Annotated in this window: 21 protein-coding genes; 1 reads left to right on the top strand and 20 read right to left on the bottom strand. The window is 48.0% G+C overall.

The window, feature by feature from the left end:
* Nucleotides 1-37: 37 nt before the first annotated feature.
* From H8S52_RS00105 to trpB, 19 genes are all read right to left on the bottom strand, one after another.
* Nucleotides 38-991 (bottom strand): glycosyltransferase family 2 protein, encoded by a 954-nt coding sequence (locus H8S52_RS00105; RefSeq protein WP_186909122.1) that lies wholly within the window; start codon nucleotides 989-991, stop codon nucleotides 38-40.
* Nucleotides 992-1,000: 9 nt separating this feature from the next.
* Nucleotides 1,001-1,918: a glycosyltransferase gene (locus tag H8S52_RS00100; RefSeq protein ID WP_186909121.1), complete on the bottom strand. Its 918-nt coding sequence runs from the start codon at nucleotides 1,916-1,918 to the stop codon at nucleotides 1,001-1,003.
* A 6-nt stretch (nucleotides 1,919-1,924) separates the two neighbouring features.
* Entirely contained in the window at nucleotides 1,925-3,052 is a 1,128-nt protein-coding gene (locus tag H8S52_RS00095; RefSeq protein ID WP_186909120.1) for a glycosyltransferase family 1 protein, read from the bottom strand.
* A 13-nt stretch (nucleotides 3,053-3,065) separates the two neighbouring features.
* Nucleotides 3,066-4,190, bottom strand: a complete 1,125-nt coding sequence (locus H8S52_RS00090; protein WP_186909119.1) for a glycosyltransferase family 1 protein — start codon at nucleotides 4,188-4,190, stop codon at nucleotides 3,066-3,068.
* A gap of 12 nt (nucleotides 4,191-4,202) precedes the next feature.
* Nucleotides 4,203-5,393 carry a glycosyltransferase family 2 protein gene (locus H8S52_RS00085; protein ID WP_186909118.1) on the bottom strand — a complete coding sequence of 397 codons (1,191 nt, stop codon included), beginning with the start codon at nucleotides 5,391-5,393 and terminating at the stop codon, nucleotides 4,203-4,205.
* Nucleotides 5,390-6,868: an O-antigen ligase gene (locus H8S52_RS00080; RefSeq protein WP_186909117.1), complete on the bottom strand. Its 1,479-nt coding sequence runs from the start codon at nucleotides 6,866-6,868 to the stop codon at nucleotides 5,390-5,392. The genes H8S52_RS00085 and H8S52_RS00080 overlap by 4 nt, the downstream gene beginning before the upstream one ends.
* Nucleotides 6,865-9,024: a hypothetical protein gene (locus tag H8S52_RS00075; protein WP_186909116.1), complete on the bottom strand. Its 2,160-nt coding sequence runs from the start codon at nucleotides 9,022-9,024 to the stop codon at nucleotides 6,865-6,867. The genes H8S52_RS00080 and H8S52_RS00075 overlap by 4 nt, the downstream gene beginning before the upstream one ends.
* 6 nt (nucleotides 9,025-9,030) lie before the next feature.
* Nucleotides 9,031-9,870 carry a TolC family protein gene (locus H8S52_RS00070; protein WP_128129324.1) on the bottom strand — a complete coding sequence of 280 codons (840 nt, stop codon included), beginning with the start codon at nucleotides 9,868-9,870 and terminating at the stop codon, nucleotides 9,031-9,033.
* Between the two features lie 29 nt (nucleotides 9,871-9,899).
* Nucleotides 9,900-11,066, bottom strand: a complete 1,167-nt coding sequence (locus tag H8S52_RS00065) for a sugar transferase (RefSeq protein ID WP_186909115.1) — start codon at nucleotides 11,064-11,066, stop codon at nucleotides 9,900-9,902.
* A gap of 20 nt (nucleotides 11,067-11,086) precedes the next feature.
* Nucleotides 11,087-11,446 (bottom strand): PleD family two-component system response regulator, encoded by a 360-nt coding sequence (locus tag H8S52_RS00060; RefSeq protein WP_117955973.1) that lies wholly within the window; start codon nucleotides 11,444-11,446, stop codon nucleotides 11,087-11,089.
* A gap of 205 nt (nucleotides 11,447-11,651) precedes the next feature.
* Nucleotides 11,652-14,279 (bottom strand): LruC domain-containing protein, encoded by a 2,628-nt coding sequence (locus tag H8S52_RS00055; RefSeq protein ID WP_186909114.1) that lies wholly within the window; start codon nucleotides 14,277-14,279, stop codon nucleotides 11,652-11,654.
* A gap of 247 nt (nucleotides 14,280-14,526) precedes the next feature.
* Nucleotides 14,527-15,567 (bottom strand): asparaginase, encoded by a 1,041-nt coding sequence (locus H8S52_RS00050; RefSeq protein WP_186909113.1) that lies wholly within the window; start codon nucleotides 15,565-15,567, stop codon nucleotides 14,527-14,529.
* 147 nt (nucleotides 15,568-15,714) lie between these two features.
* Complete coding sequence (gene trpA / locus H8S52_RS00045) at nucleotides 15,715-16,512, bottom strand: tryptophan synthase subunit alpha (RefSeq protein ID WP_186909112.1); 798 nt, start codon at nucleotides 16,510-16,512, stop codon at nucleotides 15,715-15,717.
* 65 nt (nucleotides 16,513-16,577) lie between these two features.
* A complete protein-coding gene (locus H8S52_RS00040; protein WP_186909111.1) occupies nucleotides 16,578-17,210 on the bottom strand; it encodes a phosphoribosylanthranilate isomerase in 633 nt (210 codons plus the stop codon).
* Nucleotides 17,211-17,245: 35 nt separating this feature from the next.
* Nucleotides 17,246-18,106 carry an indole-3-glycerol phosphate synthase TrpC gene (trpC, locus tag H8S52_RS00035; RefSeq protein WP_186909110.1) on the bottom strand — a complete coding sequence of 287 codons (861 nt, stop codon included), beginning with the start codon at nucleotides 18,104-18,106 and terminating at the stop codon, nucleotides 17,246-17,248.
* Between the two features lie 59 nt (nucleotides 18,107-18,165).
* The gene (gene trpD / locus H8S52_RS00030) at nucleotides 18,166-19,161 is read right to left on the bottom strand and encodes an anthranilate phosphoribosyltransferase (protein ID WP_128129322.1); all 996 of its coding nucleotides are present in this window, start codon (nucleotides 19,159-19,161) and stop codon (nucleotides 18,166-18,168) included.
* 28 nt (nucleotides 19,162-19,189) lie between these two features.
* Nucleotides 19,190-19,750, bottom strand: coding sequence for an aminodeoxychorismate/anthranilate synthase component II (locus H8S52_RS00025; RefSeq protein ID WP_186909109.1), 561 nt, complete (start codon nucleotides 19,748-19,750; stop codon nucleotides 19,190-19,192).
* Between the two features lie 70 nt (nucleotides 19,751-19,820).
* Nucleotides 19,821-21,221, bottom strand: a complete 1,401-nt coding sequence (locus tag H8S52_RS00020; RefSeq protein ID WP_186909108.1) for an anthranilate synthase component I family protein — start codon at nucleotides 21,219-21,221, stop codon at nucleotides 19,821-19,823.
* A gap of 10 nt (nucleotides 21,222-21,231) precedes the next feature.
* Nucleotides 21,232-22,413 carry a tryptophan synthase subunit beta gene (gene trpB / locus H8S52_RS00015; protein ID WP_186909107.1) on the bottom strand — a complete coding sequence of 394 codons (1,182 nt, stop codon included), beginning with the start codon at nucleotides 22,411-22,413 and terminating at the stop codon, nucleotides 21,232-21,234.
* Nucleotides 22,414-22,953: 540 nt separating this feature from the next.
* On the opposite strand from trpB, the gene H8S52_RS00010 reads away from it, so the two are divergent.
* Entirely contained in the window at nucleotides 22,954-23,529 is a 576-nt protein-coding gene (locus tag H8S52_RS00010; RefSeq protein WP_117984210.1) for an HdeD family acid-resistance protein, read from the top strand.
* 109 nt (nucleotides 23,530-23,638) lie between these two features.
* Here H8S52_RS00010 and H8S52_RS00005 read toward each other — a convergent pair whose 3' ends face one another.
* Complete coding sequence (locus H8S52_RS00005) at nucleotides 23,639-24,613, bottom strand: DUF5106 domain-containing protein (RefSeq protein ID WP_186909106.1); 975 nt, start codon at nucleotides 24,611-24,613, stop codon at nucleotides 23,639-23,641.
* Nucleotides 24,614-25,639 lie beyond the last annotated feature (1,026 nt).

Below are 25,639 nucleotides of genomic sequence, written 5' to 3'. Positions count from 1 at the left end.
ATTCCTAATAAACTATGAGTTTAATGGGGATAAACTTTTATCGGTACTGAACGAACATTCCCCGATAAGTGCCGCATAGCGTTGCCTTGGCAAGTGTGCCTTGTCCGTGTAGCAGGTATACGGCCGCTTTTTTAGGAGCGGCGAGGATGCAGAGGTAGGTACAAGACAGGTATTTCCTGATGCCTCGCAGGTTCCGGCGGGCGAAAAGTACGCGGGCGCGCGACAGGTAGAATTCCCGCATCGGACTGCCTCGCTTCGCCGTCATGCTTTCCTTGTGGTAGACTACGGCAGCAGGTTCGTACCATAGGCGGTACCCGGCTTTCCTAAGCTGTGCAGACCAGTCCAGCTCTTCGTAAAAAAGGAAATATATTTCGGTCATGGGGCCTGCATCCTGTAGCGCCTGCCGGCTTACCATCATGGCGGCTCCGTGCAATGAGGCGGTTTCGCAGGGAGTACGGAAGCGCGGGCTGTCCTGTTGCATGAATCCGATGGATGCGTTGCGCAGTGTAAGGGAACTTAGAGGGGTGAAGCCTGCATATTGCAGGATGTCCGGACAAGCGGCGAATTTCAACATGGGCGATACGCCGCCGTTGCGTTGCGGGTCGCACTCCATGCGTCGTACCAACGCCTCCAGTACCGGTTCTTTGATGAGGGTGTCGTTGTTGATGAAAAAGAGATAATCTCCTCCGGCGGCTTTCAGTCCGGCATTGTTGCCACCGGCAAATCCGTTGTTGATGTTCCGCATCACTTTGACGGGGGGAAAGGAGACGGGGTTGTCCGATGCAGGGTTGCCTGATAAGGAGCCGCCCGGTACGAGGTTACTCCTGTATCGTTCCTGTATTTCTTCCGTTTCGGGCAGGCGCGAGCCATTGTCCACAACGATGATTTCGTAGTGTGGATAGGTTTCGTGGTTGCGGAAAGAGTCTATCATTTCGCAGGTATCGCGCAGCCCGTTGTAGTTGACGGTGATGATGGAAACAAGCGCTTTCATGGTCTTTTCCTATTTTTTCTTCAGCCAGAACACAGCCCAGTTCCTGAAGCTTACATATTTTCCGAGCCGCAGGCGTCTGAAGCGGCAGGCGGTTTCTATTTTTTCAAGCAGCGATATCCGGTGTCCCGCCCAGATTACATCGTTCAGGGTGTAGGACAGGTATTTGCGGATGACCGTTTTCCATTCGGGATGTTCTTGCCCGAGTGCCTGCATTTGGGTACATACGGTGGTGTATCCCTCGATGTTGCGCATTCCGAAGCGATTGGTCATAATGGAGTGGGGACGTATCCTTCGCCCGAAGAAGGCCTCGGGAACGTAGCATACTCTTTGTGCATTCAGATAAATCATCATAGTGAAAGAATGATCTTCGTGGATAATGCCGGGATAAAAGCCTGTGAAGCATTTTTTCAGGAACAGGCGATTGACCATACACAGGCAAACGGAAGTGAGGAACAGGCGGTTGCTCAGCTCATAGTCCAGCATTTCCATGCCGGAATGTATGGATTCGTCTATTTTCCCTTTTCTGTCATAATTGGGAATGTTCTGGCTATCAGCCGACTCCGTCAGCGGTTTTGCATCGAAGAATATGAAGTCCAGTTCTCTTTTCTCGCACAAATCATGGCAGTGCCGGAGGGCTTGTGTATCCAATATGTCGTCACTGTCCATAAAATATATATACTTGCCGGTAGCATGCAGCAATCCTCGGTTGCGTGCAACGGATAATCCTTGGTTGGGCTGCGCGTACCACCGGATTCTTGCGTCGCGTTCCGCGTATTCTTCGATGATACCGCGGCTTCCGTCGGTAGAGCCGTCGTCGATAAGGATTATCTCCAGCTCTTTCAGGGTCTGGCCGCAAATGCTGTCCAGCGTCTTGCGCAGGTAGGCAGCCGTGTTGTATATGGGGATGATAACGGAAACTTCGGGCATGGTATTTTACTTTTTTATTCGGACAATCTGTTCATACACTTTTTTCATCTGTTCTTCCCAAGAAAGGTGTCGGATGGAATCTCTTATTTCCCGCGGCGTCACGGTCATGTGCTGGCAGAACTCTATCAGGGCGGGGATGCTGACGGGACTTTCGTCGGCGGGCACTTTCAGCGTGTAGGGCATGCGGTCGAAATCATCGTCCGTTTCGGAGTAGACGAAACCGAACCCGCGCGCCGCATATTCCCTGTTTTTCAGGGTCTTGATGTTGTATATGCCGCTGCGATGCCGTGCCAGACTGCCTATGGCAAAGTCTGCCCGGTTGAAAAGCGCGTCCAACTCCTCGCCATGCTTTGCTCCGTACAGGGTGACGAACGGCTGCAAGCAGTACCGGCGGATGAGTGTTGCAATGTCTTTCTCTTCCCGCCTGCCGCTCGGTTTGCCTATCAGATGGAAATAGACTTTATATTCGGGGTTGTTGCCGTAATATGCTCCCAGGCCTTTCAGCAACCGGTCAAAACCATGCCAGAAGTGGATTTCGGCAACTCCTATCAGGTGGAGTTCCTTGCTCGTGCCGTGCCGGGGAGAGCGCAGGGGGATGCGGGCGAAATCTATTCCGTTGGATATGCGGATGGCGGGACGACCGAATATCCGGTCATCGCTGGAGAAGGTTACAATGAAATCGACGTACCTGCAGAACGCATGGCGGAACAGTTTGTCCGTATACAACTGTACTTTTTCCATGCCGGAAGAATATTCGTGGTCATAGGGATATGTGGGTATCTCCAGCAGCACTCTTACACCCTGCTTTTTCAGCATCCTCACGAAGTGTATGGTGAAGGGGTTGGCGTTGTGATAGGAGCGGATATATACGCATTGTATGCCTTCCCGGCGAACGTATTGCAGGATAGGGGCGAACGAGAGCCGTTTTTTTATTTTGGCGGGTATTCCTTTGCCCAAATCGGCAAGCACATCTTCGTCTATCATCCACTTCCGGCTGCCGTCGTTGCCAACCTCGTAGTGGCAGGTGCGTACATCTGCCCCGCATTGCCTGAGGGCGTCCGCCTGGTATCTGATTTTCTTACTGATACCGTTGTATTCCTGAAATCCGTAAAAGACAAGAAAAAGGGTTTTCATGGGCAGAGGTCATTTATATGCCGAGCGATTGATATACTTGAATCAGCTCATCGGCTGTCTTTTTCCACGAGAATTGCCGGGCGCGCAGCAGCCCGTATTCCCGTTGCTGCCGATAGAGCGCGTCTTCATTTTCGAGACGCAGCACTGCACCGGCTATTTCTTCCGGTTGGCGGGGGTCTGCGGCAAGTATGTCCGGACCGCCTATTTCGGGCATGGAAGAGGTGTTTCCCGTAATGACGGGAGTGCCGCAAGCCATGGCTTCCACCAGAGGGATGCCGAAACTCTCGCGCAGCGAGGGGTAGAGGAAAGCGAATGCTGCATTGTACAGCGTGGCGAGGTCGGCGTTGTGGATATAGCCGGGATAGAATAGGTGCCGTTTCAGGCGGTTACTGATGTTTTCCTGTTGCAGCAGCCTGTCTATATAGGCTTCGTTGAGGTCTGCGATGAGCAGCGGACGCCTTACGGACGATTTTTCCAGATAAAGGCTGTAGGCTTTCAGCACCCGTGCCGTATTCTTTTTAGGGTCCGTGTTTCCCAGAAAGAACAGGAAGTCTTTTTGGGGAATGTAGCGGTTTACTACCTGCATGTCTATGTCGTCCATCGGACGGAAATGACTGTTATAGCCGTTATAGATGGTCGTAATGCGGTCGGCGGGAATGTTCAGGGTTTCGCGGATGCGGTTGCGTTCGAAGTGGGAGACGGTAATGATTTTCCGGCATTTCTTCAGAATCCGTGGTACGGTGAGGCGGCGGTAGTGCCATCCCATTTCCTGATAAAGCGAGGGACTGCGCTGTTGGCGGGGTTCCAGATAGATGATGTCGTGGAGTGTCAGCACCAGCGGAACCGGACAGCAGAGCGGGGCTGTGTTGGATGTGCAATGCAGCAGGTCTGCCCCTAAACGTTTCACCGCCAGCGGCAGGGCTATCTGTTCCCAAAGCGGGTAGGTGGGACACGCCACTTCCACAATGGAGAGGTTGGCAGATTCTTCCAGGCAATGGTCTTTGCCCGGAGCCACGATAATATAGTATTCATTGCCGTCGTTCCGTTTCTGCAATTCGCGGATGGTTTCCAGTGCTACGAAATCCATGCCGTGCTTGTCGGGACGGAAAATCCGTTGGGCTTCTATGGCTATCTTCATGCTGTGTACTCCTTATTTCTTTTTATAGAAGAACCGTTTTATATGGCTGAATACGGCTGTAAACATAAGTACCGGGAGCGCCCAAAGGGCTTTGCGGAGACGGCGGCTGACTTCTCCTTCGGGCAGTGCCATGAGGAAAGCGAGGATAAGCGTTGCAAGCAGTACGTACCATTTGGGAGCCCAGGTCCAGTTCAGCAGGGTGACGCCTGCCGTGCATAGCAGAATTAGTGCGATAAGCAGGAAACGGGAAGGCATCAGCCACTGAAAAAGTTTGAGGGCGTAATCCCATTCACCTTTCAGCAATACCAGCGGGAGATACCTCAGCGCAAAGAATGTACTGGTATATTGCGAACGGATCCAACTGATGCGTTGCGTCTGGTAGCCGTCTGCATTATCTTCTTTCTTGCTGTAACATACCACTTCCGCCAGATATTCGGTGTAGATATTCTGCTCCAGCAGTACGGTTTCCATCGCCTTGCTTATATCGGAGCCTTTCAGCTTGGGAGCACGTTCGTGGAACATGGCGAAATCGAATGCCATTGCCGAACCTATGAGAGCCGAGGAAAAGCCCATGCGGGTATGTGCCAGACGGAAAAGATTGTTGTTGATTTCTTCGCTGGTGGCATTGAGAACAGCGATGCTGGTATTCAGGTTCTCCGCCATGCGGTGCGCCTGGATGGAATCGCAACCGGAGTAGTAGGCGTTGTTGAACATGCTGAGGGCGTTCGGTACGATATGGTTGTCGGAATTGAAGATGACAATCAGGTCGTATTCATCGGGAGCGTAGCGTTCCATAACCTGCTGGATGGCATAGACTTTGGTGCAATATTCCTTGTCGGGCACTACGATGTTTACGGGCATTTGCAGCAGGGTGACAAGATCCTCTTCGGGCAGTTGGGTGGCTGCTATGGCAACGTCGTATTTGTCGCGCGGGTATTGCTGGGTGTCCAGAAAGCGGTTGACGGATTCAATTACTTCTTTCCCGTTGCGCAATACGGTAAAAAGCACTAAGAAACGGTGCTGTACGGCTGCCGCCGGATAAGGGTTCTTGTACTTTCCGAGCGAGAAAAGTGCGCAGAGAAACAGGTAGGCTACCGGAATAGCCAGCAGCAGGAATAGGACGGAATCTGTCATTTGTAGCGCATTGTTGCTCTCATCCATCCACCAGTCTATGCTGAATATGTTAAAAATGTTGGACATCATAGCGTCGAATCTTTTTTAGTTGTGGTTAATAATGCCTGCTGTTTTTCAATCGTCAGACGTTCGTCTATATATTTCCCGTTCATCAGTATGCCCAGGAACATAATCATCATAATGCCGGTGGGGAACTGGGTGAAGAATGCGTTCCCGTAGGCGCTGAGCATCATGCCGAATATGCCGCAGGCAAGTGCGGTGAGCAGGTGGCGCAGCTCGTCATTCCTTATTTTGAACATGATGCAGTAGCATCCCCATAGCAGGCTGCCCGCATAAATCAGCAGGTAAAGGAGAATGCCCACAACGCCCGTTTCCGTCCATATCTTGACGTAGGTGGAGTCGTTGGGAATGGTGGTTGTCAGCCTGTTGCCGAATCTTCGGGCTTCCACACCGCCCAGGCCGAGCCCCTCGCCGAACGGTTTGTTTCTGAGATACTCCGCCAGCTTTTTCTGGTTCTGCTTTCTTACCAGATAGGACGCGTCTTTATTGGGACGGAATGCCGTGCGCATGCGCCGTATCATGTAGTTGCTTTCTCCCACGTATGTAAATGCGAAGAAAACATAGATGCAAATTCCTCCCACTGCGGCAGCGCTCATCAGCTTGATGTTCTTGCTGATAAGCGCAAAAAGCAACAGACTGCCCAGGGGCACTACGATAGCTCCTCGAGTACCTGTAATGAACATGGAGTATAATGAGAGTGCGGAGATGGAGAAATAATATACTTTCAGGCTGGACTTCTTGCTGAACAAACCGGCAATACCGAACAACGCGCAGGTGAATCCCATGTTGGAACCGTAATTCCCCGCATCGGTAAAGATGGAGAAGTAGCGGGTGATCTGGGGCAGCAAGTGCGTCTTGTACATGCCGCTTTCCATCATGGCATTGTATTCGACGGCGTCGAAACCGATGAATTTCTGACAAAGGCCTTTCAGTATGGCGATGAGCGTAAGTATGGAAAACAGGAATATCAGCCGGCTGATTTGCTTATAGGATGTTGCCAGCAACACCGTGATTAGGGACACGAGAAACGTATTGTAAATGAATCCCCTGGAATAAATCCATGCTTCCAGGGACGCGGTGGGGTTGACGACTTCCATAAGGCAGTACACTGCCAGTACGGCACCCCCTATGGTGAGGATGTTGACGGCCCGTTTCCAGGGAAAACGGTAGTGCAGTGCCGTCTGGATGATGACGATGAGGAGCACGCTCCACCAGATGATGTCCGACAGTACGCTGAGTCCGTCCTGCCGGCTGTAACGCGCCAATGGGGTGAAGAAATAATTGAAAATGAATAGCGGGAATAGGAAGCGTTCCGGTTTGCGAAGGTGCAAAATCAGAATACACAAGAGGACGGGCAGTGCCGCCACCAGTCCTGCTATCGCTAAATTTTGCTTCAAAGTAGCTGCGACGATACATCCTAAACCGATGCAGAGTATGGCAAAGGTTAAGGCGGGAGATGATATGTAACTTCGCTTGATACTCATTTTACAGCGGCTTTTTTAGCGGTCAGCCCCAGTTGGGACAATCGGCTGACGAAGCTGTGGAGAGGTGTCTTGGGCGGTAATTCACCGGTGAACGATTCCACGACTTCACGGTCGGCATTGTTGAGATAAAGCGATAACGGAGTGTCACCCAGCATTTCTTTAATGGATTTCAGGTTGATATCATCGTTTTTGCCCCATAAACGGCAGGCGTTGGCTATGAGCAGGTTGATATCGGCTTGTTTCAGTACGGTCAAAGGCAGGCTGGCAGTGCTTATGGACGGGTATTCCACAAGAATGATGTCCGGTATCTGCTCGGCGGAGTTCAGTTGCCAGAAATCGGATAGCTGCTGTGCCCGGACGTATTTCTGGTCGTTGGTCTCAAAATCGACATCGTGCTTTACGATACGGGTGCGAAGTCCCACGGAAGCCCAATGGTCGGCAAAATATTTGGCCAGAAAACTTTTACCTTCCCGCTCTTCCATACTGAGCAGGTTGATGACGGTAGGGCGTCCTGTTGCCAGATACCTGTCGAGCTGATGGCAGGAATAGGCGGCGGCACGGCGGTTGCATACTTTCAGGAATCCTCGGAACTTCAGGTTGCTGATGCCGTTGAATGCGGCGATGACGGGCAGGCCGCTAAGGCGGTGACTGCGTTCGGCATCCCGTAGCGTGCGGTCTGTCAGTTCAATGATGAGGAAGTAGAAAGTAATGAATATCAAACTGGCAATCAGAGCAGCCACGACGTAGAGCAGGCGCTTACGGCCGTTGTCGGTAAGCGGGAACTCGGGCGGAGCGATGATTTGCAGGTTGGCAGTGGTCATTTTTATGTTTTGCAGGCGGAGCCGCGCTTCGGACAGTCCGCGGAGCTGTTCACGGTAGGTGTCTTCGGCTATGCCGATGGCACGTTCCTTACGCTTTACTTGAGTACCCACAGGAGCAAATTCCCGATATTGGTTCAGGATGTCGTTCCGGCGTTCGTGAAGGACTTTCAGTTCGGCCCTTGCCTTTGCCTCGTTGATACATGCCATCAGCCATTCTGTTACCATATTATCGATACCGACACCTTCTTTGGTGAAATTGTATTCGTTGAGGTTGTCGGAAATGTGGCTGATTCTGTCTTCCGAGCTTTGTAAATCGGTTTTGTTCCGTTGCAACTGTTCATTGTCTTTTAGTTCCGTATCCGTTGAAAAGATTTCCTGCTCCAGGATATTCTGGTTCAGTTCCGTAACTTTTTCAAGTTCTTTGAGCAGCTTCGTGTTATCGCGTATAATCTTGGCGCGGATGTCCATTTTATCTTCCAGCATCTGGCGGAGAGCCACGGCGCTTTTGTAGGTTCGTTGGGCAAGTTCCTCACGGTCGTCCAGATTGTATTTGGTTACCGCCAGCTCTTTACTCTGATTGTCGTAGTTGATTACCGAATGCTCTACATTATAGTGCATCAGGTTGTCTTCTTCTTTGTTGAGGTTGATTTTGGCAAGCCTTACTTGCTCCTCAAAGTAAGCGATGGCGCTGTTCGTGGCACTGAAACGAAGTATTTCGTATGCTTTGATAAGCTCGTCCTCCAAAATCTTGATGGTGTTTTGGGTGATACCCGGGTCGGGACTTGTGTAGGTAAAGCTTATCAGGTCACTTGTGCCCAGACGTTTTACGGTTATCTGCTCGAGTGCGTGGAAACTGTAAAACTCCGTAGGACGGCTGAACATGGAGTATACAAAGTTGGCGGCACTTTCCTGACGGTATGCTTGCAGGTTCCCGACGGTTTTGTCCAACGAGGAACGGTCTACCAAAGCCAGCACTTCTTTGGGTGTATGCTGCAGGAGTTGGCGGTAGTGTTTTGCCTGGATGTACATATTATCCTGCCACTCCTCGCCATATACAAGGTTCGTGGCAAGCAAGCGGAGAGAGACCTTCTCCAATGTGCTTTTGGACTTGGCTATGTTGATGAGATTGTCGAAAGTGCTGCTGATGTTTTCAACCTTGCTGCCGTCAATATTGGTAACATTGGTTACACCGGCATAGATATTGCTGTTTACAGTATAGCTGAACGGCAGGAACTGGGTGAAGTACGCCACCAGTGCTGTGACAATAAATCCACCCCACAACAGCCAGTAACGGATGCGGTAGAAGAATTGTGCTATAAACTGTATTATATCCATAAGATTTTATTTCCCTTTGATTATTTTTACATTTGTCAGCATCTCAAGTAAAATGATGGCGTTATGCAGCGAAACGCGTGCTTCGGCATAGGAAGTCACCGCTCCGGAACGGCGAGCCCGCTCCAATGACAGCGAGATGATGTCTATTTTACCTTGTATGAAATTGTTCTCCGAGATTTTCATCTGAGCGTTGTAGAGGGCGGCGTTCTCCGCTTTGGCTTTGATGGTTGCCAGTTGCGCCGTCACATTGTTATATGCTTCCAGCACTTTGAGCCGCCGTTCTTCCATTACTTCTTCCTGCGTGTATTGGAGCTGCTCGATGTTGTAACGATAGTTCTTCAGCCGGAGCGGACGGTTGAATAAATCGCCGAGACCTACACTGAAGCTGGCTCCTACGTTGAAGGTGTGCCGGGAGCTGGCTGTGGTGGACTGATACCAGTCGTTGTAGGAATCGCTGTTGTCGTTCAATACGTTGTAACGCCCGTATGCATAATTTCCGTTCAGCCGGAAGTAGTTCCACCAGTTTCTTTTTTCTATGCGGTATTGGTTCTTTACCTGCTCTACCTGGGAGTGTGCCCGCTTTACAGTGGCGTTTTCTATTACGGCATCCATGAATACGGAAAGGGGCGGCAATTCAAAACCTTCTATATAGTGCCGCGTTTCCGGCAACTGGCTTCCTGAGATGCTCTTCTCCAGGATGGTATCGCTTTCTTTCAGTGCCTCCAGAATTTTGATACGCTCTTCACGGGTCATGTCCGTCTGGGCATGGATGGACTGGGGCAACAGGAACAGAATAAATGTAGCTGCACAGAGATATGATAGGGGATATGTATGGGCTTTTATCATTTGTCTGTTTGTTTTTTTAGTTTTAATACTTACACGTTCTCTTTCTGTACAAAAGCGGTGAACGTTCTTAGAAGTATCTTCATGTCCAGCCGGAAACAGAATTCTTGTGCATATTTAATATCCAGTTGCTTTCGTTCTTCCGCCGACATCTTACCGGCTCCGCCACGCTTTTCCACTTGCCAGAGCCCGGTCAGTCCGGAAGGAGCCATGAAGCGGTCTATGTATGCGTCGCTGGTCAGCAGTTCGGCCTCATAGAGCGGAAGCGGACGGTTGCCTATGATGCTCATATCGCCTTTCAGGACGTTGAATAGTTGCGGAAGTTCGTCAATGCTGTATTTACGGATGAAACGGCCGATGTGTGTGACGCGCGGATCGTTTTCTATCTTGACAAACGGGCTTTCTTTGGATTGGGCCTTTTGCCGGAAAAAATCTTTTTCCGGTATGATGAAATCATCAGAAATCAGTAAGTTTGCTTCTTCATCGGAAGAGCCTGTAAGGTCGTCGAACCGGATGTCGGGAGTATCGTCTGCCGCTTCTTCTTCCATTTTGTACTGGTTGAGGGCATTGAGCTCCTTCAGCTTCTTGTCCGCATTGGTGTACATGGAGCGGAACTTCAGGAAGTTGAATATCCGGTAGTTACTGCCTACGCGTTGCGACTTATAGATGACTTTACCCTTACTTTCGAGACGGATGGCAATGGCTGTGCCGATAAGTAACGGAGATAGTATTATCAGGGCGCATATGGCAAACAAAATGTCAAAAGCACGTTTCCATGTGGGCAGATGAAATGTGTTAAGCATCTTTCGGTGGCTTTGGCTGAATTCCTGCATTTTATGCTTTTGACGCACTTGCAGGAACTGGGTCATTCGGTGGATGCTCGTTTCATCGGCTTGTGGCGGCAGTGTATTATTGACGCCTGCCTGCAGATAGGCTTTGCGGGCTTCTGCCGGCAATCCTTCGGTGATAAGTATTATGTATACGCGTGGAAACCTCTTGCGAAGGTTGGTGATGTCAAGGCAATCCTTTTCTGGGTCGGTTTGCTCGTAAAGGATGGATGTGTTATACCGTTCGCGGATGCCGTCTATGATTTTGGCAGCTTTACGGGCACCGGAGACAGCAACGAACATGCCATTGGTAACCTTGTTCAGGTGGTCGATGGCAGTCTGGCTGTTTCCTATGTAGATATAATATAGCATATCTTCCTTTCAGTTCTTTTTCAGATGTATTTCTTGATGCGTGCCCTGAGTTCCAACGGGTTGAATGGCTTGAGTATGTAATCTGCCGCTCCGGCTTCGAGCAACTGGATGCGTTCGACGGTACTTTCTTCACTGGAAAGCATCACTACAGGGATATGCTTGAACAGCTCGTTCCCTTTCAGATAGTACAGGAATTCATTGCCGCGCATGTGGGGCATGTGAATGTCAGAGATGATAAGGTCGGGGACATTACCTTCGTTAAGCCACTCAAGAGCCTTTAGAGGGCTTTCAAAATATTCCAGGTCGTATTCTGTCCCTAAATAAATCTTGAGTACACGGCCTATGGTGGCTTTGTCATCAACCAATAAGATTCTTTTCATTGTTCTGTTTATTATAGCGTTGTTGCTTTGTTTATTTACTATGTAGTAACAAAAAACAGCTATTGTTTTATTGAACTCGTCCGGTTACTAACGACAATGAATACTTGTTAACCTGCTTTAACGGCAAAGTGAGAGAAAATGTGAGAATATATTTGCCGGTATATTTCTTCACGTTTTTCGGGTTACCGTATAGGTTGGCCATATTTCAGTCTCTATTGAGCGGAGTCAAATTTTCAATAGGATATACGTCTTTGTTGTGTGACTGATACCAGTCGTTGTCTCGTTGTCCGCCGGTGGTAATCCACGACCGGAACCTGTCATATACCATAGTGACTTTCCTGTTTTCGGCAGGCCACGCAAATTCTTGAGGGATTACAACTGCCCAGGCAAGGTTTTCTTTGCTGAGATAGTATCTGTTTTCGGCAACGGATGAGTCGTCATTACCGCTATTGAAGTAATGGGTACCGCCCAAGTCTGTCGGAGCAAAGCCCGCTACGTGTACTTCCGTACGCTTCCTTTTGGTTGTGGCGGGAGCTGTGATGGCGAAAACATCAATATTGTTGATGTTCAGGTCTTCCGGCTTTACATTGGCGGATACGGGAAGTTCCATGATGATATTATATTCCTTGGTATCTTTTTTGAACGGACCGTTCTCAAGGGTATTGATACGCTTTTCAGTACCGGTATACTGGCTGCCCCACAATTCGGTGCATGCATCACTGAAGAGGAGATAAGTGGGGATGCTTTGCTTATTCTCGAATGATACGTCTTTTCCATTGGTTCTGAACTTGTCAGGCTTCATAGCTTGAGAGAGTTTAGTGAAGCGGACACCTGCTCCCAATGTTTTGGCTGCACCTGCAGCTCGCAGTTCAAGTGTCATTCTGAGCCGTGTCACTATACCGTTTTTATCTACTTGCAGTTCTTTTCCGGACATTACGATTACGAGGTCGTTCATGTCAAAATCGCCGTATGCAGGCCAATTGTCCTCAAAAGCAAACGTATACACATCGCTGTCTTTGATTTCGATGGGGAAGTCGGGGTCTTTCTCTTCTTCACCCTTATTGCCTTCGTCATAGATTCCGCCGCAGGTCTCGATGGTGTATCTGGATTCATCATAACCGGTGTTGACGCTTTCGTTCTTCTTAAACGGGTGATACTGGCTCGGCCCCTCTATTTTTCCTTCTATGACCAGATTGTTGCTTAACAATTGGACGTTGGTGGGCTCTTCGAATTTAATTTTTTCGGCCTTAATCATTGACTTGTCATTGTTGGTGATATTCACTGCCTGGAAAATGACGTCACCGCGTTTTACTTCGAACTCTCTGGCTTTAATCATGGAGCCGTCTATCAGCGTGAATTTGGCGTCGGTCTGGCTTTCTATTTCGGGTACGGGCAGCCACTCTGTGTCAGTTTCGTTGGCACGGCCGGCGGTAATGGATCCCTTGTTTAATGTTACGTTTCTGAACTTGAATTCCTTTTTCACAATAACGGTGCAACTGTTGTATAGGACATCGGACGATGAGTTTGTAAATTTGGATGTTTCGATGAAGCCATCGTTGTACACAGACAGGCCACCCTCTATTTCATAGCCGCTTATCCGGGCCTCATAATGGTTGACGATGACGGTTGCGGTGGAGTTGTTGGTTCCTGTCTCACCGTCAGTTTCATCGAACTTGACACTGCCGTAATTGAATAGCCGGCCGCCATTGAGCTTTATATCGGTAGCACTGTTTAAGTCGGCCTTATTCAAAATCCTGGCATCGATGAAGTTGAGTTCATGGGCGTTTAATGTGCCGTGATTGATGACGTTGCTGCCGTTGATGGTGATTTTGTCAGCGACTTCGATTTTGCCTGCGTTGAATAGTTCCGGTTGCTTGCCAAGATTCATTGTCAGGCTTCCATTGGCTGAAATAGTACCGAAGTTCTTGGTGGGACATCCTAAACTGAGAGAAGTGCATTCGAGGCTGCCGTCATGTTGCAGGGTAAGGGTGTTTTCATTACCGATGGTGAGATTGTTTGCAATGATTCTGCCTCCGTCCATTACATATATATCGAGGTTTGAATTTAGGCTGCTCCAACCGCTTAATTTCCAGATGCCCTGTACGAATACAGTTGCTCTGCCGCTGTTCGTTTTTAGCTGGATGGTATAAGGAGAATCCGCTGTGTATTCTTTTCCTATGATATACTTGGCTCCGTTGGCAAGTGTGCCTGTATTCCAAGGGTCGATGTAACCATCCGATACGCTTGGAACGGCTGGTGTCACTTCCGCTTCCTTATATTCTCTATCGGCGATTTCCGTTATTCCGGCTGCCTGCGCCGCTTCGAATGCCGAATGGGAATTACCGGCAGTCTTGTTTGCGGTTCTTGTTCTTGTACCGGTTGAAACATGGTACAGTTTACACTCCAATATACCTCCGTTTTCAGGGATACTGTATTCGTATACTTCCTTGCGTTGCTTGGGGTCGGTCTGACGGATAAACAGTCTTGTGGCGGCTTTGGAAACGTTGATTTCCGCGCTGTAATTTCCGTTCCTGTTGGCAGTACCCACCGCAATGGGGACAGCGCTTACGTCGGATATCGGGTTGGCGGTAAAGATTTCAATAAGATACTTATATCGCCCGTCAAATTCATCGTTTATCTCAACATTCAGATTTACGGTGTTGACCATGGACCAGTTAAAACCATCGGGGGCGGTAAAGTCTTCTCCTAAGGGATTTTCTTTCGGTTCTGTCTGAATGCCCCTTTCAGGATCGTACACATCGTCTGTACAACTGGAAAGTATCAGAGTACCGACAATGGCTACCACGACTGAAAAACGGTAGAATAATTCCATAAGCTAATCTATAATGTTTCTATGTATTGTTTGCTTGTTGGATAAAATACTCAACTTTTAGTTGCGCATGCCGCAAAGATAGCCATAATATTCGGATTGTAACTTGGAAATATTGTCTTTTTTTGATAAAAACAGGCGAATATTTGCCAAATACGACCATTTGCCCGTTTTTTGAAAACTTGTAAATATTGTCCGGGCGAATAAAAAGGAGAAGTCTGAAAGGGAGTAAAGAGAAAAAAAGAGGAAATTACTCTTTGGTAATTTCCCCTGCCAAATCCGAATTCATCCGGCGGCGGATTTCCGCTTGGCTAAGTCCGTGCCCAAGCAGGAACATGAGTTTGGTTACAGCGCATTCGGGCGTACTGTCGTAGCCGCTGATAACGCCGGCTTCGAGCAGATGCAGTCCGGTTTCGTAGCGTCCCATCTCAACACCGCCGCTTTGGCATTGGGTAATGTTGACGATGACGATGCCTCGTTCTGTCGCGTCCTTCAGTTGCCGGATGAACCAGTCCTTTTGCGGTGCATTGCCGGAACCGAATGTCTTGAGAACCACTGCTTTCAATCCCGGAACGTGAAGTACAGAATCGATGATGCTTTCCTGAATGCCCGGAAACAGGGTGAGGACTACAACGTTGGTGTCGAAAAGATAATGCGGTTTCATCGGTCGTGCAGGGTCGGGGCGACGGATGATGTGTTCGTTGTAACGGATATGGATTCCTGCCTTTGCCAGAGCGGGGTAGTTGAAAGAGCGGAAAGCGTTGAAATTTTCGGCATTGATTTTGGTAGTCCGGTTGCCGCGCATCAACTCATTTTCAAAGAAGATGCACACTTCGGGGACAAGGGCTGTGCCGTCCGGACGTTTGGCGGCAGCTATTTCGATGGAAGTAATCAGGTTTTCCTTTCCGTCCGTACGCAATGTCCCGATGGGTAGCTGCGAACCGGTAAGGATAACCGGTTTCGCAAGGTTTTCGAGCATGAAGCTGAGTGCCGATGCCGTATATGACATAGTGTCGGTTCCGTGCAGGATGACAAAGCCGTCGAAGTTTTCGTAGTTGTCATTTATAATCGCGACAATTTTGGCCCACAGGGAAGGTTCCATGTCAGAGGAGTCGATAGGCGGATCGAACTGATAGGACGAGATGTGATAGTTGAAGCGCTTCAATTCGGGAACATGCTTGAGCAGGTGGGCGAAATTGAAATTTTCCAGTGCACCTGTTTCCGGATTTTCTATCATTCCGATAGTTCCGCCGGTGTAAATCAAGAGAACGGAAGGATAATCTGCTTTCATAAATATCTCTTTTTTCTTTTTTTCGGGCACAAAGATAATGTAAACCGATAACAGAATAAAATGAACTTGTCCATTTTTTATGCTGAAATGTAGCTTATCTTTGTATTATTCACAGAGATACGTAAAAAAAATGGAATTTAAGTTGTCTTACTGTCCTACCGCTTTATCGCTTTTACCCAAATCTTCTTTCAGATGTGAGATGGCTTTTTGTGCGTTTCCTTTGTATTCGTCGAGCAGGGTAACGAAGCGGCTTCCGATAATGGCTCCGGACGCATGGGAGCAGGCTGTATCGAACGTCTGCCGGTTACTGATGCCGAAACCTACCATGCGTGGATTGCGCAGGTTCATATCTTGAATCTTCTTGAAATAGACTTGTTTCCGGGTGTCGAAATCTTTCTGCGCGCCGGTGGTGGCTGCTGATGATACCATATAGATGAATCCGTCGGTATGGGTATCTATTTCGCGGATGCGTTTTTCGCTGGTTTCGGGGGTGATGAGCATGATGACCCGTATGTCGTATTTCTGTGCGACGGCCTTATAATTTTCTTCGTATTCCCTAAAAGGCAGGTCGGGGATGATTACGCCATCGATGCCGCATTCCGTACATTTCCGGCAGAAAGCCTCAAAGCCGAACTGCATAATCGGGTTGAGATAGCCCATTAATATCAGCGGGATACGGACATCCCGGCGGATGTCCTGCAACTGCTCAAAGAGGATGCGGAGAGACATTCCGTTGCGCAGGGCGCGGGTGGCGGCATCTTGAATGACGATGCCGTCTGCCATCGGGTCGCTGAAGGGGATACCGATTTCTATCATGTTCACTCCGTTCTTTTCGAGTATACGGATTACATCGGCTGTACCGTCGAGTGTGGGGTGGCCGGCACAAAAATAGATAGACAGCAGGTCTTGGGGATTGTCTTGGAAGAGTTGGTTGATACGATTCATAATGAGTTTGTTATTACAGATTTATTATTGAAGGTTACGTTGTCTGCTGGCCCGCGGTTGTGTCGTCAGCCGGCAGTTTCACCGGTTCTTATTGCCTGGAGGAATTTTCCGATGCGTTCCACATCTTTTTGCCCCGGAGCCGTTTCAAAGCGGCTGTTGATGTCGATACCGGCTAATTTGGGGTGATGAAACTCCCTGATTGCTTTAATGCTGTAAGGGTTGATTCCGCCGCTGAGCAGAAAAGGCGTCATTCCGCTGTAACGGTGTAGCAGGTTCCAGTCGAACTGGTTACCGGAGCCGCCATACAGTGATGTCTTGGCATCAAAGAGGTAATAATCGCATAATCCTTTGTAAGCGGAAACGGTTGCCAGGTCTTTTGACTGTGAAATGGAAAATGCCTTGATAAGGTGCAGACCACTGCCGCGTAAGGAACGGCAATATCCGGGCGATTCGCTGCCATGAAGCTGGATGTAGTCCAGCGCAAAACGGTCGGCATACATCAGGATAGTTTCCTTACTTTCATTGACGAAGACTCCTACGCGCTTTGCACGAACCGGAAGATATGCCGGTATCTCGCACAGGCAACGGGGAGACTTGGGATAGAAGATAAAGCCTATCATATCTACATCCAGTTGTTCTACATTGCGGATGTTTTCCGCTTCGGTCATGCCACATACTTTGATGATAAGAGGAGCCATTTTTTTTAATGATTTATGTAATTAATACTTCATTTTCAGGAACGGAGTGGAGAAATGAACTCTTTTAATGCATCTCCCGGCCGGCGGGTTTTCATAAAGTTTTCTCCGATGAGGAAGCCGCGGAAACCTGCAGCGCGCAGCCGGCAAATGGTTTCGGGATGTGAAATTCCGCTTTCCGAAACAAGTAGCGGCAGGCTTTGGCTGTCGGAAGAATCCTGGGCTGTGGCCGGTATCTGCCGGAGTTTTTCGGCTATATGGAAAGAGTTTTTCACATCGGTGACGAATGTGCCGAGATTACGGTTGTTGACGCCTACCATGTCCACATCCGCGTTTACATAAGCGAGTTCGGAAAAAGTGTGGATTTCGAGTAGCACTTCCAATCCCAGGGCATGTGCCCGGGCGGTAAGGGTGGCACATTCTTCTTGTGTCAGGCAAGCGGCGATAAGCAATACTGCATCAGCTCCTACGATACGTGCTTGGAGCAGTTGGTATTCGTCGATGATGAAATCCTTTCGCAAGATAGGAATGCCGACCAGTGGGCGTGCCATGCGTATATCTTGCAGCGAACCGCCAAAGAATTTTTCGTCCGTAAGGATAGAGACTGCGGAAGCACCGGCTGTTTCGTATGCAGCGGGTATTTCTTCGGCACGGGCCGCCTTATGTATCCATCCTTTCGAAGGAGAACGGCGTTTGAATTCGGCAATGATTCCCGTGGGTGAGGAAGCAAGTGCCTGTTTCATGCTACGGACAGGTATGGTTACAGAAGTTCCGGCAGTAGCATCTTTCTGCATCATGGCGGCAACCTCTTCCTGTAACCTTTCGAGGGAGACGGCTCGCTTTTGCAGTTCTATTTCAATTCGTTTATGAGCGATGATTTCCGATAAAATATCTTTCATGGCTGTTTTAGTGAAGAGTTACGGGATATGGCTATAGATACCTTTTCGCACCTCATCCCTTACTGGTTAATTTCTATAAACTTTTTCAATGTTTTCAGTGCCCGTCCGCTTTCCAGCGATTCGCGGGCTATGGCAATACACTCTTCAATCTCCTTTTCCGGTTCCATGACCTGAATGGCGAAGGCGGCATTGACAATGACACATTGAGTTTGGGCGGCTTCTGCGCGGTTGTTCAGGATATTGTCGAAGATACGTGCTGCATCTTCCTTGCAGGCTCCGCCGGAAAGTTCTTCGGGACGTACTGCGCTGAAACCGAGAGCTTGTGGGCGATAGATGCGTTCATAATGACGTGTCATCACTTTGAATTCATCGGTCAGTGAGATTTCATCGTAATTGTCCAGACTATTGACTACGGCAAAGTCGATGCCGAGTCTGTAGAAAACGTTCGTATAGAGACGCATTTGCGCGAGGTCGGCTACGCCCAATAGCTGATAGGCGGGCTGACACGGGTTTACCAGCGGTCCCAGCAAGTTGAACAGTGTGCGTACTCCCAAGGCTTTGCGGACAGGACCTACGAATTTCATGGCTGGATTGAACAGTTGGGCGTGCAGGTAGGCTATGTTACACTCTTCCATGCTTCGCTTCAATATGTCGGGATTGTTGGTGAAGCGCACGCCATGCTGTTCTATTACGTTGCTTGCTCCACTGACGGAAGTAGCGCCGTAGTTTCCATGTTTGGCTACTTTATAACCTGCTCCTGCCACAACAAAACTGGCGCAGGTGGAGATGTTGAAGGTGTTCTTCCCGTCGCCGCCTGTACCTACGATATCAATGGGGCGGTAAGGCGCAAAGTCTATCGGAATGCGTGTCTCCATAAGTGCTTCGCGAAAGCCTGCCAGCTCGTCTACTGTAATGCTGCGCATCTGAAAGACCGTGAGCAGTGCGGCTATCTGTGCTTCGGAATACATCTCCCGGCTGATATTGAGCAGGATTTGTTTGCTTTCTTCTGCAGTGAGTTCTTCATGATTGAAGAGCCGGGTTAATATTGTTTTCATCTGATTAAGTTTGTGGTTTAAAAATAGGTTATTCTTCCAGCCAGTTCTTCATAATCTGCTTCCCGTCCGGGGTAAGTACGGATTCCGGATGAAACTGTATGCCTCGGACATCATATTCCCGATGTTTCAACGCCATAATCTGCCCTTCGGGACTGACAGCTGTAACGGCAAGCGTTTCGGGCAGTTTTTCAGTATCTACTACCCAGGAGTGATAGCGTCCTACGGCTATTTCTTGGGGTAATCCCCGGAAAATGTAATCCGGTTCTGTCAGCCGTATCATGGTCTGTACACCATGAAACACTGTGCTGAGGTTGACTAATTTCCCACCGAATGCCTGTCCGATGGCTTGTTCTCCCAGGCATACGCCCAGTATTGGTTTCTTGCCTGCGTAGGTGCGTATTACATCCAGCAGTAATCCTGCTTCTTCGGGTACACCGGGACCGGGTGAAAGGATGATTTTATCGTATTGTTCCAATTCTTCTATGCTGAATTGGTCATTGCGCAGTACATCTACCGCTACGCCGAGTTCTTTCACCAAGTGCGCAAGGTTATAGGTGAAGGAGTCATAATTGTCTATGATTACTACCATTGTTATTAACTGTTTGATTAATTTACTTTTGATACTTTTGTTGATTTATACAATTAGCCGATTTTCTGTTTTACAGGGAATTCTCCGCCATGGCAATTGCCTTTTTCAATGCTCCCAGTTTGTTGTTCACCTCTTGCAGCTCGTATTCGGCATTACTTTTGGCTACGATGCCTCCGCCTGCCTGAAACCATAACATCCCGTTGCGGCTGACGAATGTACGGATGGTGATAGCCTGGTTCAGGCTGCCGTTCAAGCCGATGAATCCGATACAGCCGCCGTATGCGCCACGGTTATGCGGCTCCAATTCGCTGATAAGCTGCATGGCGCGAACTTTCGGTGCGCCGCTCAAGGTTCCGGCTGGAAAGGTATCGATAAATGTCCTGATAGAGTCTGTATCACTGTTCAGCGTACCGCTGACACGGCTCACGAGGTGAATGACGTGACTGTAATATTGCATCTCTTTGTAAAAGTCCACTTTTACGTCATGGCAGTTGCGGCTGAGGTCGTTGCGGGCAAGGTCTACCAGCATCACGTGCTCTGCATTTTCTTTGGGGTCGTCGTGCAGGTACCGGGCATTTGCAGCATCCTGTTCCGGATTTCCGGTACGCTTGGCAGTGCCGGCGATGGGATCTATATAGGCATGGCGGCCTTCAATGCGGCAGTGCGTTTCGGGAGAAGAGCCGAAGATACGGAAACCGCCGAAATCAAAGTAAAACAGATATGGAGATGGGTTGATGCTGCGCAAAGCACGGTAAAGCTTGAAGTCGTCGCCTACGAAACGTTGTTCGAAACGGCGGGAGAGGACTATTTGGAAAACATCTCCCCGCATGCAGTGGGCTATTCCTCGGCGGATATTGGCTTTGTGTTCCTCATCGGTCAGTGAAGAAGTGGTTTCGCCAACAGCACGGAAGTCATAGGCTGTGTAGTTGCGGTTGTGAATGGCTTTCTGCACCTTGTCCAGTTCGCTCTTCTCATCGGGAGCAAGCATTTCCAGTAACAGCATTTCATTTTTGAAGTCATTAAAGACAATAAGATACTTATATAGTATGTATAGTATATCCGGTGCATCGTTGGTGGCTTCGCGACTGTCTTTTACGGGGATGTTCTCAAAATAGCGTACGGCATTGAAAGATGTGTAACCGTACAGACCGCAATAGTCGCTGTATTCTCCTTCCACGTGAAAGCGGTTGAGGAAATCGCGTAACGCATTTTCCGCATGGTATTCTTCGGTAACGGGATGTTCCTCACGTGTGCCGTCGGGCAGGCAGAACACGGCAACACCGTGGTCTATACTGACGCTTGCTACCGGGCAAAGTCCGATGAATGAGCGGTTGTTTTCACTGCCATGATAGTCGGAACTCTCCATGAGTGCGCTTTGAGGAAAAATGTCGCGCACCTTCAGATACGTGCTTACGGGTGTATGTAAGTCGCCGAGTATCGTGCGGCTCACTGTCTGATAATCATACTTCATATTTTGTATTTTATTCTTTATACATCAAATACGTTTCTACATCCTTATCCCCCCGTCCCGAAACGGTCAGTACCACCACATCATCGGTTTTGAAGTTCAGCTTCTTCAGCGCACCGAGGGCGTGGGCGCTTTCCAATGCGGGGATGATGCCTTCGAGCTTAGTCAGTTCGTAGGCGGCGCGGATGGCCTCGTCGTCATTTACGGAGAGAACGATGGCGCGCTTTTGTGCGGCAAGGTTGGCGTGCATGGGGCCGATGCCCGGATAATCCAGTCCGGCGGAGATGGAGTAAGGCTCTTCAATCTGCCCATCTTCATTTTGGATAACGTAGGTGCGTGCTCCATGGATAATGCCCAATTTGCCTAAGGCAATGGTAGCGGCAGTCATTCCTGTTTCTATCCCTTTGCCTCCGGCTTCGGCAAGGACAATCTGTACCTGGCGGTCGTCCACATAGTGGTAAATGGTTCCGGCAGCATTGCTTCCACCGCCTACGCAGGCTATGAGATAGTCCGGAGACTCGCGTCCTTCTTTCTCCATGAGTTGTTTTTTGATTTCCTCGCTGATGACCGATTGCAGGCGTGCCACCATATCGGGGTAGGGATGCGGGCCTACGGTGGAGCCGATGATGTAGTAGGTGTCGGCGGGGTGGCAGCACCAGTCGCGTATGGCTTCGTTGGTGGCATCCTTTAAGGTCATGTTTCCGCTGGTCACGGGTACTACGGTTGCACCCAGCATCTTCATCTTCTCTACGTTGACGTGCTGGCGTTCCGCATCGGTCTTGCCCATATATACGATGCATTCCATGTTCATCAGTGCACATACGGTAGCGGTGGCAACGCCGTGCTGTCCGGCACCTGTTTCGGCTATGATGCGGCGTTTGCCCATACGGCGTGCCAGCAGAATCTGCCCGATGGTATTGTTGATTTTGTGTGCGCCGGTATGATTCAGGTCTTCCCGTTTCAAGTAAATCCGGCAACCGTACTTTTCCGACAGGCGCCGTGCCTGGTAGAGCGGTGAGGGACGTCCTACGTAGTCGCGTAGCAACCGGTCGTATTCCTGCTTGAAATCTTTACTTTGCAGGACTTCGAGATAGGTTTTCTGCAATTCCTCTACACACCTGTGGAGTATTTCGGGAACGTATGCTCCGCCGAATTCTCCGTAATAACCTTCTTTGTCAACTAAGAAACTAACCATATTATTTTATTATTTAATTATTAGCTGCCAGTTACCGGTTGCGAACTATTAGCTATATACATCGTTTAAATAAAAGAGCCCCGTCGCTTGGTGCGACAGGGCTCTTTTTATATCTATCATATTACATATATACATACGAGCACTGCTCCCTTACGACTGCCGGAGTTGTAACGGATGCCACCACCAATATGTATTTACGAACATTGTTTTCATTATCTTTTTTATTTTTGACCGAGGCAAATATAAGCACATTGTTTTAATAATCAAAGCAAATCTTTCTTTTTTTTCTTATGAGAACTTTTTTCTTAAAGTTTTGTTGTTTATGGCGGATACTATTATTTACTATAAAAAAGAAAGGAACGGACTATGAAACGGAAACATCTGATTACTATAGGTGTGATTATTGCCATTGTTTTATTGTTGTATTGGCTTTTTATAGCCGAAGACTTGAATGCCTGGCTCAATGTAAATTGATTTTTCAGTATTATCATGCGAGGTTGTTCGGATAAATAATGTATCTTCGCAAAAAATCAAAGACTCATGAAAGGATTAAGTTATTCGTTTTTGCGCGCTGTGTGTGCGCTGGTAATCGGTTTGGTGCTGGTGATGTTTCCCAATCAGGCCGGTGATTATTTTGTGATAACGATTGGCGTCATTTTCCTTGTGCCTTCGCTTATTAGTATTATAGGATATTATGCTCAAAATGCAGAAGTGCGCCGCCGATTTCCTATCGAGGGGATAGGAAGCCTGTTATTTGGACTATGGCTGGTTATTATGCCGGGCTTTTTTGCCGATTTGCTGACGTTCGTGCTGGGCTTTATCCTCGTGATGGGTGGTGTGCAGCAGATAGCCTCGCTGTCGGCTGCCCGCAGATGGACGCCTGTGCCGGGCGGATTCTACGTTGTTCCGGTGGCTATATTGCTGGCCGGGCTGGTTGCGCTGTTCAATCCTACGGGCGTGCGTTCCACGGCGTTTATCATTATCGGAATCACCAGTCTGGTCTATGCGGTTTCGGAATTGATAAACTGGTTCAAATTTACCCGTCTTCGTCCTAAAGCACCTGTTGCCGGCAGCAAGAGTGATGATGACATCGAAGATGCAAAAATAATAGAATGATGTATATGTTTTAGACAATATACTCTCTATTACATAAAACGCAACAAAGCATCTATTCTCTGATGAAAGATGCTTTGTTGCGTTTTGTATGACAATACCGGGTAGCTTGTCACTCTGGAGTGTTTTTAGAAATATTCTGTAAGTATTCCTCTATTTCTTGAGCTGTAACATCTTTCAACAATACAGTTTTGTTTTTATTCAATAGATATAAAGTCGGGATAGCTTTTAAGTCGTAAAGGCTTTTTAGTTCGATTGCTTGTTCTTTGTCGTAAGCATTAATCCATTCTGCAGGAAAATCGGAGAGGTGTCTCCGCCATTCTTCTAAATCAATATCGGGGTAAATGGAAAGGACTTTCATCTGGTTCTGTACGATAGCTTGGCAGATGGAAGGGCTTTGTTTCAATGTTTCTATCGTTTCGCTGCAGGCATGGCAGCCGGGATTGTTGATGAATAATAGGGTATAGGGAGCCTTTATGCTATACAAATTGCCTTGTCTGCCATTGGCAAGCGTATAGACAAAATCCAATGCTTTAGTTCCTATTCTATTTTTTTGTGCCAGCTCGCGTCGGGCTTTGGGACGTATTTTTTCTGTATTATCCATAATAGGAGATTGCAACATGGCATCTAAAACAGATATGTATAGTTCTTCATTGCGCATCGGTGAGTTGGGATCGTACAGGTACTTGTCTGCAAGAGAAGTCAGATATGTATAGCACTTTTTCTCTTTTTCAGCTTGTGTAAATAAAGTTTTCAAAGCAATATCCCTCGTTTGAGCAGGTACCAGTTGTAATATATCAATAAAATTCACCCAAGCCTGCTCCGTCACTTCGGGGTGATGTATGTAGTTGGTATCGGCAAAGTTTACATGCTCCCAATAGTGACGTGCCAGATAGTCGGCGCGTAATTCGGGAGTGTTCAACATTGTGGGTACTTCGGGGTATACGAAAGTTGTAATAGTATCTGTTACAGCGTCTTCCGTCTGCTTATTATTTGCTTGCCCATTACTACATGCACTGTTTGAACTTAATAGGAAAATAAATAATGTGTAAGCTGGCAACAATTCTATGATCTTTTTGTATTTCATATTATCTAAAATAGATGTAAAATTAGGTACTGTTTCATTTTTTTACTCGAAAAGAAAAGGGTCATTTTTCTCTATCCAATAAATTATTCTTAGAATTTGAGTTCAAGTAATAACGTATTACGTAAAATTAAAAGAAATATGGTGCAAGTTATCAAGAAAATCTTGCACTTGCAAGAAAGAAAACCAAATTCTGATTTGAAAATTAAGTCTTTTGTTAGTTATTCACTTTTCCTATGCTTATTGCACATTGTCAGTTTCTACTTTTCAGTTCTGTCCTGTTAGCCTTTTTCTTGTGTCCGACACCCGGGTGTCGTGCATGCCGAGACCCGGGTGTCAGACGTGCCGAGACCCGGATGTCGAACATGTCAAGACCCGGGTGTCATACAATACCCTTCCGTATCTCCGTGTTTTCTTTCAGCCTTCCGTTGTTTCTTTCCGCGCGCATGCGCATATATTATAATGTGTCCCTTTTGCCTGGCTTTCCATCCTCCTTAAAAAATATGTTCTTCAACACATTTGTCAATCAGCGTTTTATAAAAATGTTCAAGAAAAACGCGAAAAAATCCCCTTATATATTTGGCGCGTATATTATAAAGTCCTACTTTTGCACCCGCTTTCGAGAACGGGAGCAGCGATGTTTTGACATTCTGACAGGAACGGCGTAGGAACTCTTACATATTTCTTTTGCTTGGGGCTTGTTTCTTTCTGAAATTCCCCTTTGAAAAAGCAGAATGAAAAAAAACTTCCGGAAATATTTGGAAGATATGAAATAAAGTTCTTACCTTTGCACCCGCTTTCAAAAAGTAAGCAGCGTTGGTTGACACTTTTTCTTGAATCCGGGTCGGTAAAACAATCTTTCCTTTGTTCTCCCTTTCGCAAGAGAGATGACGGGAAAAAGGAAAGATGAAAAAAAAACTTCCGAAAATATTTGGAAGATATACTTAAAAGTTTTTACCTTTGCATCCGCTTTCCTGAAAAGAAAGCCGACATAAAAGAAGCGATCTTTGAAGAGATTTACATAAACAA

Origin of the sequence: Bacteroides sp. NSJ-48, assembly GCF_014287405.1 — a bacterium.
Classification (GTDB): domain Bacteria; phylum Bacteroidota; class Bacteroidia; order Bacteroidales; family Bacteroidaceae; genus Bacteroides; species Bacteroides stercoris.
Note: the sequence above shows the minus strand (reverse complement) of the source record. Positions and strands in the feature narration are given on the sequence as shown.

Excerpts from the sequence above, each read along its gene's own strand:
- H8S52_RS00105 (WP_186909122.1), bottom strand. The coding sequence starts at position 991 with ATGAAAGCGCTTGTTTCCATCATCACCGTCAACTACAACGGGCTGCGC.
- H8S52_RS00100 (WP_186909121.1), bottom strand. The coding sequence starts at position 1,918 with ATGCCCGAAGTTTCCGTTATCATCCCCATATACAACACGGCTGCCTAC.
- H8S52_RS00095 (WP_186909120.1), bottom strand. The coding sequence starts at position 3,052 with ATGAAAACCCTTTTTCTTGTCTTTTACGGATTTCAGGAATACAACGGT.
- H8S52_RS00090 (WP_186909119.1), bottom strand. The coding sequence starts at position 4,190 with ATGAAGATAGCCATAGAAGCCCAACGGATTTTCCGTCCCGACAAGCAC.
- H8S52_RS00085 (WP_186909118.1), bottom strand. The coding sequence starts at position 5,393 with ATGATGTCCAACATTTTTAACATATTCAGCATAGACTGGTGGATGGAT.
- H8S52_RS00080 (WP_186909117.1), bottom strand. The coding sequence starts at position 6,868 with ATGAGTATCAAGCGAAGTTACATATCATCTCCCGCCTTAACCTTTGCC.
- H8S52_RS00075 (WP_186909116.1), bottom strand. The coding sequence starts at position 9,024 with ATGGATATAATACAGTTTATAGCACAATTCTTCTACCGCATCCGTTAC.
- H8S52_RS00070 (WP_128129324.1), bottom strand. The coding sequence starts at position 9,870 with ATGATAAAAGCCCATACATATCCCCTATCATATCTCTGTGCAGCTACA.
- H8S52_RS00065 (WP_186909115.1), bottom strand. The coding sequence starts at position 11,066 with ATGCTATATTATATCTACATAGGAAACAGCCAGACTGCCATCGACCAC.
- H8S52_RS00060 (WP_117955973.1), bottom strand. The coding sequence starts at position 11,446 with ATGAAAAGAATCTTATTGGTTGATGACAAAGCCACCATAGGCCGTGTA.
- H8S52_RS00055 (WP_186909114.1), bottom strand. The coding sequence starts at position 14,279 with ATGGAATTATTCTACCGTTTTTCAGTCGTGGTAGCCATTGTCGGTACT.
- H8S52_RS00050 (WP_186909113.1), bottom strand. The coding sequence starts at position 15,567 with ATGAAAGCAGATTATCCTTCCGTTCTCTTGATTTACACCGGCGGAACT.
- trpA (WP_186909112.1), bottom strand. The coding sequence starts at position 16,512 with ATGAATCGTATCAACCAACTCTTCCAAGACAATCCCCAAGACCTGCTG.
- H8S52_RS00040 (WP_186909111.1), bottom strand. The coding sequence starts at position 17,210 with ATGGCTCCTCTTATCATCAAAGTATGTGGCATGACCGAAGCGGAAAAC.
- trpC (WP_186909110.1), bottom strand. The coding sequence starts at position 18,106 with ATGAAAGATATTTTATCGGAAATCATCGCTCATAAACGAATTGAAATA.
- trpD (WP_128129322.1), bottom strand. The coding sequence starts at position 19,161 with ATGAAAACAATATTAACCCGGCTCTTCAATCATGAAGAACTCACTGCA.
- H8S52_RS00025 (WP_186909109.1), bottom strand. The coding sequence starts at position 19,750 with ATGGTAGTAATCATAGACAATTATGACTCCTTCACCTATAACCTTGCG.
- H8S52_RS00020 (WP_186909108.1), bottom strand. The coding sequence starts at position 21,221 with ATGAAGTATGATTATCAGACAGTGAGCCGCACGATACTCGGCGACTTA.
- trpB (WP_186909107.1), bottom strand. The coding sequence starts at position 22,413 with ATGGTTAGTTTCTTAGTTGACAAAGAAGGTTATTACGGAGAATTCGGC.
- H8S52_RS00010 (WP_117984210.1), top strand. The coding sequence starts at position 22,954 with ATGAAAGGATTAAGTTATTCGTTTTTGCGCGCTGTGTGTGCGCTGGTA.
- H8S52_RS00005 (WP_186909106.1), bottom strand. The coding sequence starts at position 24,613 with ATGAAATACAAAAAGATCATAGAATTGTTGCCAGCTTACACATTATTT.